The 14464-nt window shown below is 62.2% G+C and carries 13 protein-coding genes; 8 read left to right on the forward strand and 5 right to left on the reverse strand.

What is annotated here, in order from left to right; genetic code table 11:
• Nucleotides 1-25: 25 nt before the first annotated feature.
• From GYH35_RS24700 to GYH35_RS24710, 3 genes are read left to right on the forward strand one after another with little or no spacing between them, the layout of a single operon-like run.
• Nucleotides 26-1237 carry an MFS transporter gene (locus GYH35_RS24700; protein WP_161829754.1) on the forward strand — a complete coding sequence of 404 codons (1212 nt, stop codon included), beginning with the start codon at nt 26-28 and terminating at the stop codon, nt 1235-1237.
• Nucleotides 1234-1932, forward strand: coding sequence for an alpha/beta hydrolase (locus tag GYH35_RS24705; protein WP_161829755.1), 699 nt, complete (start codon nt 1234-1236; stop codon nt 1930-1932). Before GYH35_RS24700 ends, GYH35_RS24705 begins: the two co-directional genes overlap by 4 nt.
• Before the next feature lie 52 nt (nt 1933-1984).
• Entirely contained in the window at nt 1985-2377 is a 393-nt protein-coding gene (locus tag GYH35_RS24710) for a GFA family protein (RefSeq protein WP_161829756.1), read from the forward strand.
• Nucleotide 2378: 1 nt separating this feature from the next.
• On the opposite strand, the gene GYH35_RS24715 is transcribed toward GYH35_RS24710, so the two are convergent.
• From GYH35_RS24715 to GYH35_RS24730, 4 genes are all read right to left on the reverse strand, one after another.
• Nucleotides 2379-3149: a hypothetical protein gene (locus tag GYH35_RS24715; RefSeq protein WP_161811772.1), complete on the reverse strand. Its 771-nt coding sequence runs from the start codon at nt 3147-3149 to the stop codon at nt 2379-2381.
• A gap of 152 nt (nt 3150-3301) precedes the next feature.
• The gene (locus GYH35_RS24720; RefSeq protein ID WP_161829757.1) at nt 3302-5353 is read right to left on the reverse strand and encodes a TonB-dependent receptor; all 2052 of its coding nucleotides are present in this window, start codon (nt 5351-5353) and stop codon (nt 3302-3304) included.
• Between the two features lie 183 nt (nt 5354-5536).
• Nucleotides 5537-6262: an anti-sigma factor gene (locus tag GYH35_RS24725; RefSeq protein ID WP_161829758.1), complete on the reverse strand. Its 726-nt coding sequence runs from the start codon at nt 6260-6262 to the stop codon at nt 5537-5539.
• Nucleotides 6259-6804 carry a sigma-70 family RNA polymerase sigma factor gene (locus tag GYH35_RS24730; protein ID WP_161811769.1) on the reverse strand — a complete coding sequence of 182 codons (546 nt, stop codon included), beginning with the start codon at nt 6802-6804 and terminating at the stop codon, nt 6259-6261. The genes GYH35_RS24725 and GYH35_RS24730 overlap by 4 nt, the downstream gene beginning before the upstream one ends.
• Before the next feature lie 194 nt (nt 6805-6998).
• Between GYH35_RS24730 and GYH35_RS24735 the strand changes: the two genes are divergently transcribed.
• The 5 genes from GYH35_RS24735 to GYH35_RS24755 all read left to right on the forward strand — a co-directional run bounded on the left by GYH35_RS24735 (nt 6999) and on the right by GYH35_RS24755 (nt 11649).
• A complete protein-coding gene (locus GYH35_RS24735) occupies nt 6999-8453 on the forward strand; it encodes a DUF4331 domain-containing protein (RefSeq protein ID WP_161829759.1) in 1455 nt (484 codons plus the stop codon).
• A 22-nt stretch (nt 8454-8475) separates the two neighbouring features.
• Nucleotides 8476-8727 (forward strand): hypothetical protein, encoded by a 252-nt coding sequence (locus GYH35_RS24740; RefSeq protein ID WP_161829760.1) that lies wholly within the window; start codon nt 8476-8478, stop codon nt 8725-8727.
• A gap of 70 nt (nt 8728-8797) precedes the next feature.
• Nucleotides 8798-9898, forward strand: coding sequence for a tetratricopeptide repeat protein (locus GYH35_RS24745; protein WP_161829761.1), 1101 nt, complete (start codon nt 8798-8800; stop codon nt 9896-9898).
• Entirely contained in the window at nt 9895-11007 is a 1113-nt protein-coding gene (locus GYH35_RS24750) for a HupE/UreJ family protein (protein WP_161829762.1), read from the forward strand. Before GYH35_RS24745 ends, GYH35_RS24750 begins: the two co-directional genes overlap by 4 nt.
• A gap of 234 nt (nt 11008-11241) precedes the next feature.
• Nucleotides 11242-11649 (forward strand): hypothetical protein, encoded by a 408-nt coding sequence (locus tag GYH35_RS24755; RefSeq protein WP_161811764.1) that lies wholly within the window; start codon nt 11242-11244, stop codon nt 11647-11649.
• Between the two features lie 64 nt (nt 11650-11713).
• Here the strand turns inward: GYH35_RS24755 and GYH35_RS24760 are convergent, their stop codons facing one another.
• Complete coding sequence (locus GYH35_RS24760; protein WP_161829763.1) at nt 11714-14392, reverse strand: glycosyl hydrolase; 2679 nt, start codon at nt 14390-14392, stop codon at nt 11714-11716.
• Between the last annotated feature and the right edge of the window lie 72 nt (nt 14393-14464).

Raw genomic sequence — 14464 nt, forward strand, 5'->3', positions numbered from 1 at the left:
AATAGGATTCGGCCAATATGCAACCATGACGAACGCAGATCAACCCCTCGCTGGCGCCATCGGAACCCCGACAGGGCTTCCGCGGATGGCTTATGTGCTCACCGGTTGCGTGGCGGTCATCGGCTCGAACTCGCTTGGGCTAGGACCGATTGCACCGGAAGTCGCCCGCTCGCTCGGATCCACGGTGCCGACCGTGATGATGGCGGCCGCCGCGTTTGGTCTGGGCACGGCCGCGAGCGCATTGTTTCTAGCGCGTCATATCGATCGCATCGGCTCGCGGCGCATGTTGCAAATTGCGCTGGCGCTCCTGGCCGCGGCACTCGTATTGAGCGCCCTGTCACCGATGGTTTCCGTTCTCATTGTTTCTCAGCTGATTGCAGGCATCGCGTCGGGCATTGCGTTGCCGGCAATTTATTCGAGTGCTGCCGCTATCGCTCCGTCGGGACGAGAGAGCAGAACGATTGGTGTCGTACTCACCGGCTGGACACTCAGCATGGTGGTCGGTGTTGCATTGTCCGCGGTGTTAGCGGACTTCGTGCACTGGCGTGCTGTGTTTGCGGCGATCGCCATCCTCGCGGTGGCGGCAATCGCGATGCTCTCTGTCAGTAAATATCGAGAAGTTCTGGCAACCGAGTCCGCGCCATTGCCGCTGGAGGCACTGCAGATCAAAGGCATCAAGCCTCTGCTCATTGCCTGCGGCGCATTTATGGCTGCGTTCTACGGCATTTATGGCTATCTCGGCGACTACCTTCACCATGGCCTCGGCCAGCCTGTCAGCGCCAATGGACTAGCTGCGCTTGTTTACGGCCTGGGCTTCGGCGCAGCGACATTGTTGGACAATGTCGTCGACCGCCTCGGCGCACAGCGAGTAATGCCTGCTGCGTTTCTTGCTACCGGCGTCGTGTATGTGAGCATGGCCTTGTTCGGCGGGAGTTTCACAATGCTGCTGATCGCTGTGTTTCTCTGGGGACTCGCCAATCATTTCGGCCTGAATGTTCTGATCATGCGCTTGAGCGCGATCGATCCGGCGCGCCGCGGGACGATCATGGGGCTGAACAGCGCCGTCACGTATCTCGCTGGCTTTGTCGGAACAGCTGCGTTCGGGCCGCTTCACACGGAATTTGGATTCGCTGTTTCGACCTTCGTCGCGGCGGGGCTCATGGTGGTCGCTGTGCTCGCCGCGGCATCGCGCCCGGCAGAAGCTGTTACCCTCAATCTCGGCGGTGAGCGATCGTGAGCACCTTCGTTCTGATCCACGGTGGCGGCGACGTAGGTTGGTCCTGGCACCGTGTGGAAGCACAGCTTCGCGAACACGGCCACGATGTAGTCGCGCCCGACCTTCCGTGCGATGACGACTCTGCTGGCCTGAAGGAATACGCCGACTCAGTCGTCGAGGCGATCGGCCACCGGAAGAATCTGATCGTCGTGGGTCATTCGTACGGCGGCTTCACCGCTCCGTTGGTTGCCGCCCGGCTCCCTACCGACGCCCTCGTGCTAGTGGCTGGGATGATTCCATGGCCCAGCGAAACACCCGATGAGTACTGGGAAACCTCCGGCTGTAGCGCAGCCATTCGAGCGCAGGCCGCGCGCGACGGCGGCCTGACCGGCAACGAAGATCCGCTCGTGACTTTTTATCATGATGTGCCACGCACGTTGGCTGAAGAGGCGCTTCGCCACGAACGCTCGCAGTCCTCGACTCCGGGCGCTTCGCCATGGCCGCTCGAGGCTTGGCCAAACGTGCGCACACACTTTGTGCTGTGTACGGAAGATCGCGTATTCCCAAGCGACTGGCTTCGCCGTCTCGTACGCCAACGTCTTCGCATCTCGCCCGATGAAATTACGGCAGGACATTGCGTAGCGCTCAGCCGGCCGCAAGCGCTCGCGACGCTGCTGTTGCACTACGCCTCGGAAGCAGAACGACAATTGCAGTGACTGTCGGTTCGTTGTAAATATTCTGCCCGCGTGATTTCAGAGGAGACACGCCATGGAGCAATTCACCGGCGGTTGCCTGTGCGGCAACGTGCGAATTGTGGCGTCGGGGCAGCCGTACCGAGTCGGTCTGTGCCACTGTCTCGACTGCCGCAAACATCATGGGGCGCTGTTTCATGCGTCCGCGATATTTCCTCAGGATGCGGTGACCATCGAGGGCGAAACACGCGAGTACGCCGGGCGGTCTTTCTGTCCTCGCTGCGGCTCGCCCGTTTTCGCACGCAGCGCCGACGAAATCGGCGTGAACCTGGGCTCGCTGGATGCCCCTGACCAGCTGAAGCCGACCTACGAGCTCTGGACGATCCGTCGCGAGTCCTGGTTACCGCCGTTTCCGCTCGCGCGGCGCTACGAGCGCGATCGTGAGGGCGCGGGTCGGTTTGAGGAGTAGGTCAGCGTACGTCCTTCCAATCCTCCAGGGTCTCCGCCGGTATTGGCTTCTTCAACGAAAAATGCAGCTTTGCCGTGCGTCCGTCCGCCGTGATCGATGGCTTGTTCTGACTGCGCCTCGTGTCGATGCGCCGCACTCCCTGATGCTGGGTATTCCGACCTCGGTGGCTGAGCACCACCTCGATCTTGTCGGCTGCCAGCCAGCGCACGCTGTCCAGAACATATTCGCAAAAGAAATGCGGTGGGTACCAACTATCGAGAAGGTGAAAGGACTCCAAGCCGCCGCCTTTGCGTTTGACTTCGGCGTCGATGCAGATGCCCTTGTGAGTCGTCCGAGCCATCAGTCGAAAGGCATCCCGAGTCCGGGCGTTGCGTCGCCACTTTGTCATGTCCGACCTGATCCGCAACCCCAGCCGGCGCACCTCCTTCCTCACCCGTTCGCTGGATCCTTTCGGGATGTATGCGGCCCGTTCGAGTATCTTCATCCCGCGATGGATCAGATTGACGAAGAACTTGTCGGCCTCCTGATCCCCGAGTCGATCGATCCGCTCCAGATCGAAAGCAAGATCGAGCTCTCCGACCTTCAGATGTGGCGGCTTCAAGCGCGAGCGAGCAGCTTGCATGATGTTCAGTCTGGAGAGCGCTTGCGTTCTGATGCGACAAGCATCCAGGGCAAGCGCGTATGCGTACTCGACAATGCGGGGTGAGTGTACCGCGCGCACGTACCGCACGCCGTCGGCAGGATAGATCGTGATGTGGGCGAGATAGGTCATATGACGTTCGTAACGTAGTCCGTGTTCAGGGCTTCAGCTCATCCGTGTTGCTCACGAACGCCTGCATCCTGCCGTCCGGCGACTATGACGGCACTTTGCCAGCAGGGACATTAGATGAAACGGACGCCGCCGTCGACTGCGAGCCGCAGCGCTCAGAACGTTCCGGTCACTGTAAACCGCACGGTGCGGGGCTCCACCGGATGGAAGTGGATGTCTTCGACCGGCGCCGCCTCGCCCGGCAATTGCGACTCATAGAAGTAGGTGATGTCGTTGTCGTCGCTGTCGAAGATGTTGAAGACGGCGGCGCTCACGCTTAGCGTGTCGGTGATGCGATAGCCCGCTTCGAGATTGACCAGGGTGGTCGGCTCCGATTCGACGCTGCCGTCCTCGATCAGCGGAGCTTTGCCGAAGTGCCGGAAGCGCGCACCGCCGAACCAGCCGCTCGGATGATCGATCGCGACGCCGATGGACGCGACGTTCTCGACCGCGCCAGGAATGCGACTGCCGACAGGATCGTCGACGGAAGCGCGTGACCATGCGAGATCGGCATCGACGATCAGCCATGAGAGCGGGTTCCAGATCGCACCGACTTCGACCCCGCGACGTTTGCTCTCGCGGCTCGGTTCCGTGACTCCTGCATCGCCGACGAACAACAGCTCCGAATCGAGCTCGAGCGTCCACAACGACACGCTCAATTGCATCTTCGGCAGGATGGCCGTGCGCACGCCGACATCGGCGCCCAACGCACCGACCAGCGGATCGACCCGGTCGGCCGGCGTGACGCCATCGGTCGGATCGACCCGGAGGGTCGTGCCGCGAGCATCGTTGCTGTGAAACCCTTTGCCGACGTTGACGAAGAGCTCGGTTTCCTTCCAAGGCCCCAGGATCAACGAGAACTTCGGACTCGCGATCGAATCGGACGCCGTCCCCGAATTCTCCGGCCGATTGCTGCCCACATCGAAGTCGAAATAGTCGGCGCGAATGCCCGCCGACGTGCGCACCTGTTCGGTCCATGTCGTTGTCAGGCTCGAGTAGGCGGAGTAGCTGGTCTGCACGACGGCATCCTCGCGACCGGTGCCGATGCGCTCGCGAGCGACGGTTCGATACAGACCGACGATATCGATATCGTCCCGACGGAATTCGACGCCGATCTCGAGCTCGCTTGCAAGCTTGCCGAGTCGCAGCGGACGCCGCCATTCCACGGCCCCGCCAAAGATGCGCCTGTCGTCGAGCTGTTCGAATTGATCGCCATCGATCGGGTCGAGCGCGTACGTGAAGTTGGAGAACAGATCGAGGCGATAGTCGATGGCGTAGCCCCGCGCCTGAAGTTCGCCCGATCCGCGTCGCGAGATCCAGTCGGCGCCGAGGCTGTAGCGATGCGATTCGCCGCCGTCGGTGGGATCGATGAAGCCGAAGCGATCAAGAGCGCCATCGCGAACCAGGCGCAGAGGAATCTGATCCGTCGAGCGCCATTCGCCCTCGTAGACCTGCGACGTGATCGCGAGGCAATCGACATCCGTCTCGCGCGAGTAGCGGAGCAATGCGTTCGTTTTACGAAAATTCTCGTCCAGCAGCCAGGGACCGTCGGTCTGCGAGTGCTCGACGCCGAATAACAACGTGCCGTTGCCAATGCGCGGCGACAAGGCGAGCAACGCACGCCGATAGCCGTCCTCGCCTGCGTCGAGCTGTGCAATCGGGGTATCGACCGAATTGCGATATCGCATGTTGATCGCGCCGGCCGCGGAAAAATTGCCGGTGTCGGCGTAGTACGTGCCTTTCCGATAGTCGATGGAGTTGACGAGCTCGGGGATGACGAAGTTGATGTCCGTATAGCCCTGGCCGTGGCCGTGCGATGGCATGTTGACAGGAACGCCATCGACGCTGGTCGCGAGATCGGTGCCGTGATCGAGATTGAACCCGCGCAGGAAATATTGATTCGCTTTGCCGCCGCCACTGTGCTGAGTGACGATCAGGCCCGGCACCACTTCAAGCAACTCCCCCACGCGCAACACCGGCCGCAGGTCGAGCTGTTCGGATGTCACGACGCCGACGGTGGCGGAGATCGGATCGCCTTCGAGTCGATCCAGCTTGCCCGTGACAACGACTTCTTCGAGCCAACCCGTGGTCGTGGGAATGCCACCGGCCTGCAGCAACGCCGGCGCCAGTGCAAGGCCGAGCCCGGCAGCGATCGACGATCGGCGCATGACGCTGTTCTCCTTCGCGAGCGATGACGGCTATACGGCCGTCGTTCGCTACTGGATGCAGCAGAAAATCAGCGTACCTGCGTAGTCTTGTGTGTCGGGCTCTGAGAGAAAAAAATATGAATTTTTATTTCCCCCTGCCGTACACGGGAGGGGGCCAGGGGGTGGGTCTTCCGACCGGCTAACTCAAATAGAAAGAATCGCCGCCTGATAAACCACCGGCCCGGTCGGCGCGCCGGTCGGCGACCCGCCGGCTGGCTCCAGACTGACTGCCAGTCCCTGCGCACTCGCGAGCAGCGAGCGCAGCTCGACGGGCAGATCCGTATCGACCGACGCAGTGCCCGTCGGCAACAAGCCCAGTGAGCGCGGGGCTGCGCCACCTGCCGGCAGAATCCATAGTTCATACGAATTGGCCGGCGCGGGCGCCGTCGCATTGATCGACCTGATCGCGAGCCGCCCTTGCTGAACATCGGCACGCACCAGCCAAAGCGGCTGCGACTCCGGGCCGTTCACAACGGCCACGTACTGCTGAGCTTGCGGGGTCACTTCCGTTGGCGTACGCGCGAGCAACACTGCGAGCACGACCGCTGCAGCAGTAGCAACCAAGCTCAAGCCGCGCCACAACCCAAGCCGCTCGAACCAACGCGCACGAGCGCGTTCACGCTCCGCCTGAGCCGCAGCCTTGCCGCCCGTCCGTTCGAGCACTTGTTCCCAAACACGCGCACGCGGCTGCACCCCACCCGTAGCTTCAGCCAGCGGGCCAAGCTGCCGTTCCCAATGCCACACGGCAGAACGAACCTGATACGAATCCCGCATCCAGCTCTCGAAACGACGCCGTGCACGGCCGGTCAACGTGCCGAGCACGTATTCTGAGGCGAGCCGCTGCACCAGTTGTGGGTTGTCGTATCTCATTGTTCGAGACACTTCTGCAGGCTGACCAGGCCGCGACGGATCCAGCTTTTCACAGTGCCCAGCGGGGTCTGCAGCTTCTGCGTCAGCTCCGCATGCGTGAGCCCTTCGAAGAACGCCAGCGTCACACTGCGCCGCTGCACGTCGGTCAACGTGTCGAGGCACTTATGGACGCGCGCCGCCATGTCATTACTCATCGCCATGGCGGAGGGATCCGGCCCTTCGAACGCCAGCGTGTTCGACATGTCCTCGTCCAACTCCTGGGTCGGACGCTGCGCGCGCAATTTATCGAGCGCGAGGTAGCGCTGCACCGAATACAACCAGGTGAGCACGCCGCCGCGCTCGGCCTGGTACTCGGACGCGCGATGCCAAACCTTCACGAACAGGTCCTGCAAGACATCCTCTGCCAATTCACGCCGCTTCAACATATAAACGCCGGCGCCCAACAGCTTCGGCGCCGTCAATTCATATAGACGAGCGAACGCCTGGCGATCGCCGCGCGCCGTCGCCTGCAAGAGCCGAGCGAGTTCTTCTTGCTCCGCCAAATCTACTCCACCTGTCCCACTGGTCCGGCGGCCCGGTCCGCCCTCCAGCCTTGCAACTAATGTACGTGGCAGCGCGCCAATTGGAGGCGCCCCGCGACAAAAAAATCTGCCGGGTGCATCCGGATCGCCGGTCGCCCCGTACTCCTCCTCGCAGCTCACCTACTTATGTTCAGCTCGCCAGGAGGATACTTCATATGAGCAGCTCAATACGCCGGGCCGTGCTTGCCGCCGCGGCGGCAGGAACTGCGCTGACGGCCGGCTTGCCGGCCCAGGCTTCCAGCCACCGGGAAGCGCCGTTCATCACCACGATGCCGCGAGTGGACGGCACCGATTTCTACATGTTCCGCAGCTACGAGGGCGGCCGGGACGGCTTCGTCACGCTGATCGCCAACTACCTGCCGCTGCAGGATCCGTATGGCGGTCCGAACTACTTCGATCTGGAATCCGACGCCATCTACGAAATCCATGTCGACAACAACGGCGACGCGCGCGAAGACCTGACCTTCCGCTTCAACTTCGCCAACGTGGTGGCCGACCTCAAGGTGCCGGTGGGCGATCAGATGGTGTCGGTGCCGCTCAAGAACATCGGCGGCATCGGCCCCGGCCAGAACGACACCGACGCGCTCAACGTGCGCCAGACATACACCATCGACTTCATCCAGGGCAATCGTCGCAGCGGGAACTCCCGCTCGATCACATCGAATTCCGGTGAAACCCAGTTCCGCAAGCCGGCCGACTACGTCGGCACGAAGTCCCTCGGCAACTACGAAACGTACGCCCGCGATCACATCTACGACGTGGTGATTCCGGGCTGTGGCAGCGGCCGCGCCTTTGTCGGTCAGCGCAAGGAAGGTTTCGCCGTGAATCTCGGCCCGGTGTTCGACCTGGTGAATCTCAACCCGCTCGGCCCGCCAAACGCCATTCCGAATCCGATCGGCAATCAGAACATCACGACGCTCGCGCTCGAAGTGCCGATCTCGTGTCTCACGCGCAGCAACGATCCGATCATTGGCGCCTGGACCACGGCGAGCTTGCGGCAGGCTCGCATCCTCAATCCGAAGCCCAACTTCGATAACAACCGCAGACCGCAGGTCTCGGGCGGTGCCTGGACGCAGGTGTCGCGCCTGAGTGCCCCGCTGGTGAACGAAGTGGTTATTGGCTTGAAGGATAAAGATCGGTTCAACGCGAGCCAGCCGCGCGATGACGCCCAGTTTGCAACCTACGTCACCAATCCCACGTTGCCGGAGCTGCTCGAGATCCTGTTCAACGGTGTGGCCGTTGCGCCCAACCTGTTTCCTCGCACGGATCTCGTCGCGGCGTTCCTCACCGGCGTCCAGGGGTTGAATCAGCCGGCGAACGTGCAGCCCGCGGAGATGATGCGACTGAACACCAGCATCGCCGCGAAACCCGCTGGCAATCAGCACACGCTCGGTGTGCTGGGCGGCGACACGTCCGGCTTCCCGAACGGCCGTCGGCCCGGCGATGACGTGGTCGACATCGAGCTGCGAGTCGCCATGGGCGCGCTGATCCAGGACGCGACCGTCGCACCAAACAACAAGGCGCCGCTGACGGATGGCACGCCCGTCAGCGCAGCTGACTTCGATGAGCGCTTCCCGTATCTGCGCTCGCCGAGCCCGGGAGCGAAGTAACAAACAGGCAAGGAGCACATCCATGAACTTCAATCGCAAGTCTCTGGTGCTGGTTGCACTGCTCGCCGCGGGTTGCGGCGGTGGGGGCGGATACGGCGGCGGAAATGACAATCCGGCGCCGGCGCCGCCGACCGGAGCGAACGGCACCGCGTTCGTTTCGTTCATCAAAGCACAACTCGCACAAACCTCGGACACCGCAGAGCCTACCGAAGTGAACGATCTGCAGTTCCAGTTCGACGAAAGCGAGACTTCCTTCGATGACGTGCTTCAATAGCAGCACTGTCTCCCCAGGGCGGCACCTCCTCCCCGCCGCCCTGGCTTTTCTGTGCATCGCGCTCTTGCCGATGCGCGGGCAGGCTGCTCCGTATCGGCCGGCATCGGATTCGGTGGTGCTCGCAACGGTGCCGGCCAGAGCGCGCACATCGACGACGGGCCCGCGAGATTTGCAGACTGCGGTGGTGCAAGCGTCCGCAGATATCGAGTCAGCTCGTACCAGCGGCGACCCCCGGTATTTGGGCTACGCGCAGGCCGCCCTCGCGCCATGGCGGAATGCCAAGGATGCTCCGCTGCCCGTGATTCTGCTCCGGGCGCAGATCCACCAGCACAATCATTCATTCGAAGCGGCGCTCGCGGATCTCGATCACGCACTCGTGCTCGATCCACGCAACCCGCAGGCACGGCTGACCCGAGCGGCAATTCAACAGGTGCAAGGCAACTACACAGCCGCCGCGGCAGACTGTCGCAGTCTCGCATTGCTTGTTGAACCATTGGTCACGGCCGATTGTATGAGTCGCGTCAGCAGCCATCGTGGTGCGGCTCGCGGCGCTTACCGAAAGTTGCTGGCGATGCGCGATCGTGCGGCTGGAATGGAGCCCCGGCAGCGCAGAGAGATCGAGTTGACGCTGGCGGATATTTCGATGCGGATCGGGGAGATCGAAACGGCGCGCCTGCACTTCGACCAGGCGCTCACCGCCACCGACGCGGACGCCTATACGCTGCTGACCTTTGCTGATTTTCTTTTGGAGCAGCGTGAGTATCGCCAGGTCGTCGAGCTGTTCGAACGCTACCCCGATTACGCCGATTTGCTACTGCGAGCCGCCCTCGCCTCACGCGCGATAAATGCAGCGAACGCCGGGCAGTTGTCACAACGGCTTCGCGAGCAATATGCAGCTCACCAGCGCCGCGGCGACTTTGTTCCGTCGCGTGACTACGCGAGATTCTTGCTTGATATCGAAGGCAAGGCGTCGGCAGCGCTGGATGCGGCTCTCTTCAACTGGAAGAGCCAGCGCGAGCCGGCGGATGCGCTCATTGTGGTCCGCGCGGCAATTGCAACCGGGCAGCCAGCGGCTGCGGCGCCGGTGGTGACATTCGTTCGCGAGCAGGGATTGGAAGATGTACGGCTGCTGCCGCTCCTGTCCCACATCTTACCGGAGCGCCGCACATGAAATTCGTCGCCCTCGCGCTGCTGATGCTGATCGGTTCCCAGACTTACGCGCACAAACCGAGTGACAGTTATCTACAGCTCACGCCGACTGCTGAAGGATTCACCGGCGAGTGGCGCATCGCCCTGCGCGATCTCGAGCCTGCTGTCGGGCTGGATCGCGATGGCGATCGAAAGATCACCTGGGGCGAAGTACGCACACGGCACAACGAGATCGCCAACTATGCGCTAGGCCGGCTGGCGATCGCTGCGGGTGGATCGCCGTGTAACATTCGTGCCGGAGCGCAGCTGGTCGATGACCTGAGCGATGGCGCATACACGGTGTTGCCACTCGTCGTGACCTGCGAGCGCAACGTCGCGCCGTGGAGTCTCGATTACTCGTTATTGTTCGATATAGACGCGACCCATCGAGGGCTCGTGTCTTTCCGTGGCCCGGACACTCAGCAGACCTTCGCGCTCTCGCCGCAGAACAATCGCGCGGTGCTATCGGCCGACGCGGCAAGTCCGGTGCAACAGTTCGTCACGATGGCTCGCGAAGGTGTGTGGCATATCTGGATCGGCTTCGATCACATCCTATTCCTGCTGGCTCTGCTGCTGCCCGCCGGACTGCGTGCAACTCGTGAGCCTGACACAAGGGCCGGCTGGGCGCCGCTGTGGAAGGACGTGCTGACGCTCGTGACTGCGTTCACCGTCGCGCACAGCATTACGCTTTCGCTGGCGGCGATTAAGATCGTGTCCTTACCGCCGCGCTTGATCGAAACGACCATCGCGCTTTCCATCGTAGTGGCGGGACTACGCATGCGTTATGCGATCTCGCAACCGGCAGCCTGGATCGCATTCGGCTTCGGCCTCATCCACGGCTTCGGCTTCGCCAACGTGCTTGCCGATCTGCAGCTGCCAACCGGTTCGCTGGCGCTATCGCTGTTCGCATTCAACGTCGGCGTCGAGCTGGGCCAGTGCGCCATCGTCCTGCTCGCACTGCCGCTGATCAGGTACGCACAGCGCCATTCGTTCTACCGGCGCACGTTCATGCCTGCTGCCGCCGTGCTCATCGCCGCAGTCGGAGTCGCTTGGTCAGTCGAGCGCGGCGCGGGAATATCTCTCAGCTTGTAGAGCGATACTGGCGGTGCTCTGCGCATCGAACCCTCTCACATGTTGCGGGCGCGTAATGTCCATGGAACGTACGCGTCTGACGAAGCGGCCGCGGCTGTCAAAGATATCGTCTCAGGGATTGTTCTGACTTGTTTGTGCGAGCGAACCAGCGCGAAGGTCACGCAGCTCGGCAGACACTGTTCCCGTGTCGCCGTCAACAAAGCGGGGATTTGTCAACAAGGGGAGCTATTAGCTATGAACGATCTTCCGAAGCTGGTCACACTGGTCGGACTCACAGTTGCGTTTGCCAATCTCGCGTCCGCAACCGGCGAAGAACCGCCACCGCCGACGGACAAGGGAATATGTCACAACATCGGCGGCCCGCGGGATCTGGGCGCGAACTGTGACGGCACTGGCACGTGTACGTACACTCTGGACACCGGGGCGACAATTACCGTTGCACCCGGCAACTTTCTTGGAATTCTGATTCCACCGACGAGCGAAGGCGCACTTGCTGCCCACCTTGCTCACGGCGATGGCCCCGTCCAGACGACCTACGATCCGCCTCTGCACCTGGCATCGACAGGCGGCCCACACAGAGCGTCGAACGTCGAATGCGTCGGCACGAGAGTGCTGCCGCAACCGCCCGAGCCCGGCAATTAAGCCGAACGCGGCTGGGAATTGCGGCGTGATGCGCGGGTCGCGCCGATCTCGCCGCAATTCCCGCTCACTTGACCGCACGAATCAGCGTCACCGGCCCGAGCAATCCGGACGGTGACGGCTGGAGCTTGTCCTGATCTTCCTCTTTGAAGCGCGCGCCATAACGCAGCTCCAGTAGACGTTTGCTCACCGGCCGCGCTGACAGCGTGTTGATCGCTGTGTTCATCACAAGCACTTCGACTTCGTTCTTACCGGGACGTAGCAGCGGCGTTACATCCAAGCGCCACGGTGGCATCCAGACCGCGCCTGCATCCTTGCCATTCACACGGACCAACGCTGCGTCGCGGACCGGCGCCTCCAGCAAAGCTCGCGGCCGATCTTGCCGAATGTCCGGCAGCGGCGTGTCGGCGCCAAAATCCAAGAGGAGTCGAGCGTCGTTATCAAGGTCTGCTTTCTTGAGTGCAAAGCTGCGCTGGTAAGTGACGCTGCCAGAGTAATGCTTCAGCTTCGGATCATCCGTCCACGACGTACCGGGCTGCGGAGGCGGGGCTGAAATTCCTTTGGCTTGCACTCGCCATCCTTTGGACAGATCCAGCATCGGGCTGAGTCGATGCTCGGTCGCTGGCTCGAGCTGATCGAGTCCGCTGACGAACACCAGGAGCTTCGATTCGTACGGCGCCAGGTGAACGGCGATGTTTCCACTGCCTGCCGATTCGCGCTCACCAGTCACGGCATCCCACCATTCGCCGCGCCCGTTGTCGCCCGCGAAGCGAGCTTGAGTTGTGATGGGCCGCTGGCCGGTGTTGGCGATGAAATACAGATAGCCATTGTCGAGGCGGCGACGAATGAAACCGAACGCGGAATTTGAAGAAGCCAGCGCCACCGTCGGCTCCAATACAGAACGCAGCGTCGCGCCGAGCGATTCAGGCGGGACGACGTGAACGCGCTGCTTCGATTCGAGCAGTTGTCGTGAAAGCTGCTGAACTCTCTGCGCGCCCGCCGCGCCGTCCATCAATCCTCCAGCGCTGCCGGGGAGCGCGCCGGTGACGATGACCAGTCCGCCGTTGTCGACCCAGGCAGCGATGCGCTCGAACGCGGCTGGGTCGATGCGATTGAGGCCCGGGAGAATCAGCAGGCGATGCGTCAACTTGCCAGCCACGATGGCGCTCGCATCGATGAAGTCGAACGTTTGTCCGGCATCGAGGACCTGCCCGACCAGATTGGGCTGAAACCGCTGACGCATCTCTTCATTCACCGACGCTCGTGCCGGCCGCATGTCGGCAAACGCATCTTCGGTCGGCAGATAGATCGCAACGGCGGAATCAGGCTTGCCCTCGCGCAGCATCGCGCTGACTCGATGCACATAGCGCGTCACCGTCGGCATCACGGGATACCAGGGATTGCGATCGTTGAAGGAGGCGGCCGCGTAGAACGCCCAACCGGGCTCGGCCACTTGCGGCGGCGAATAGGGCCAGCCGTGCCCGATGATCTGATTCACGCCCTGCAGGAAATGACGATCGACTTCGGCCTTCATATCGAGCGGCGTCGCGGCCCACGACGGCGAGTGCAGCCAGGTCCAGGTCTCGGATGAGACCACATCCCTCTCATATATATGAGCCGCCGAAGTCGCCCAGCGCGTCGAGTTGAAGCGTCGCCAGTCGGCGCCCTCGCCCTCCGGCAAATCGACCAGTGCATTGCTCGACAGCGTCGGCGGCGGAAGTCCGTAGACCTGCGCGCGAAAGCGAGTGCCGCGCTGATTGGCCCAAGCGTTGATCGGCTTCAAGTATCTGTCATCCACGAGTTCGGACAACGTGCGCGCCCAGTCAAAACGAACTGCGGCTCCTTCGGAACCTTCCGCGAACAGCGCCGGTAGATGATCGAGCAGGTCGTAACCACGCCGGCGCTCGAACTCCTGCGGAAGATCGTCTGTCCAGCTCGCGCCGTAGGATTCCAGACTGTCGGAGAACATCGCGTACGGCTTCGTGGCGCCATCGAAAGCACTCAGCAAACGATCTCCAACCGTCGTCAGATGATTCGCGACCGCGGCGGAACTGATGTGGTCGATGACAAAGCCTTCCGCACCCACCGCCGCCCGCTTGACCTGCTGCCCCGTGCGCCCGGCAACAAACAAATAAGCCTTGCGCTCCCGCGCCGCCGGGCGCACATCGGCTGTGGCTCCCTTCGGCACTGGCACTCTCGCTTCATCCAGAAACAAAGCCACAGCACGTTCCCCGGGCTCCATGAAAGGCAGACCGATCGTGGCAGCACCTGCCGGCAGCGGCAGTTCCACCCTTCTGATCTCGGCCGCAGCCTCGGTGATCGGGATGTGAGGTCCACCGAAAGGCCAGCCGCTACCTAATGTCACATCCATGCGCATGCCCGAGGCACGCGCAGTCTCGCTCGTGTGGCGCAGAGCAGTCAGAAACGGATCCGACAGATAGGGTGTATTGACGATGCCGGTCGATGGATCGTCGGTGGACAGCGCATACACCGGCTGCACCTCGAAGCCACCGAAGCCGCCCGCTTTCATGGCGGCAATCTCACGATCGAGCTCCTGGTGCTCAACCGCCGGGCCGAACCACCACCAACGCATCATCGGCCGCGCATCCGCGGGCGGCTGCTGAAATCTCTGCCAGAGCAGCTCCGAATCGCCACGCTCCTGCGCGACGCAGACACTGCAGAAGAGCGAGATAAGAAAGACTGTTATACGTTGCACGTTCCTTTCCCCTTTCGACCAGGATAGCAACGTGAAGCGCGCCCGATCGATGTCATAGCGGAATCGATCAAGTCAAAACACGCATTCTTCTCCCTCTGTGCA

Source organism: Steroidobacter agaridevorans, assembly GCF_009932555.1.
Taxonomy (GTDB): domain Bacteria; phylum Pseudomonadota; class Gammaproteobacteria; order Steroidobacterales; family Steroidobacteraceae; genus Steroidobacter; species Steroidobacter agaridevorans.

Bases quoted from the DNA above. Each gene is read 5' to 3' on its own strand.
- GYH35_RS24700 (WP_161829754.1), top strand. From the start codon at position 26: ATGACGAACGCAGATCAACCCCTCGCTGGCGCCATCGGAACCCCGACA.
- GYH35_RS24710 (WP_161829756.1), top strand. From the start codon at position 1,985: ATGGAGCAATTCACCGGCGGTTGCCTGTGCGGCAACGTGCGAATTGTG.
- GYH35_RS24715 (WP_161811772.1), bottom strand. From the start codon at position 3,149: ATGACCTATCTCGCCCACATCACGATCTATCCTGCCGACGGCGTGCGG.
- GYH35_RS24720 (WP_161829757.1), bottom strand. From the start codon at position 5,353: ATGCGCCGATCGTCGATCGCTGCCGGGCTCGGCCTTGCACTGGCGCCG.
- GYH35_RS24725 (WP_161829758.1), bottom strand. From the start codon at position 6,262: ATGAGATACGACAACCCACAACTGGTGCAGCGGCTCGCCTCAGAATAC.
- GYH35_RS24735 (WP_161829759.1), top strand. From the start codon at position 6,999: ATGAGCAGCTCAATACGCCGGGCCGTGCTTGCCGCCGCGGCGGCAGGA.
- GYH35_RS24740 (WP_161829760.1), top strand. From the start codon at position 8,476: ATGAACTTCAATCGCAAGTCTCTGGTGCTGGTTGCACTGCTCGCCGCG.
- GYH35_RS24745 (WP_161829761.1), top strand. From the start codon at position 8,798: ATGCGCGGGCAGGCTGCTCCGTATCGGCCGGCATCGGATTCGGTGGTG.
- GYH35_RS24750 (WP_161829762.1), top strand. From the start codon at position 9,895: ATGAAATTCGTCGCCCTCGCGCTGCTGATGCTGATCGGTTCCCAGACT.
- GYH35_RS24755 (WP_161811764.1), top strand. From the start codon at position 11,242: ATGAACGATCTTCCGAAGCTGGTCACACTGGTCGGACTCACAGTTGCG.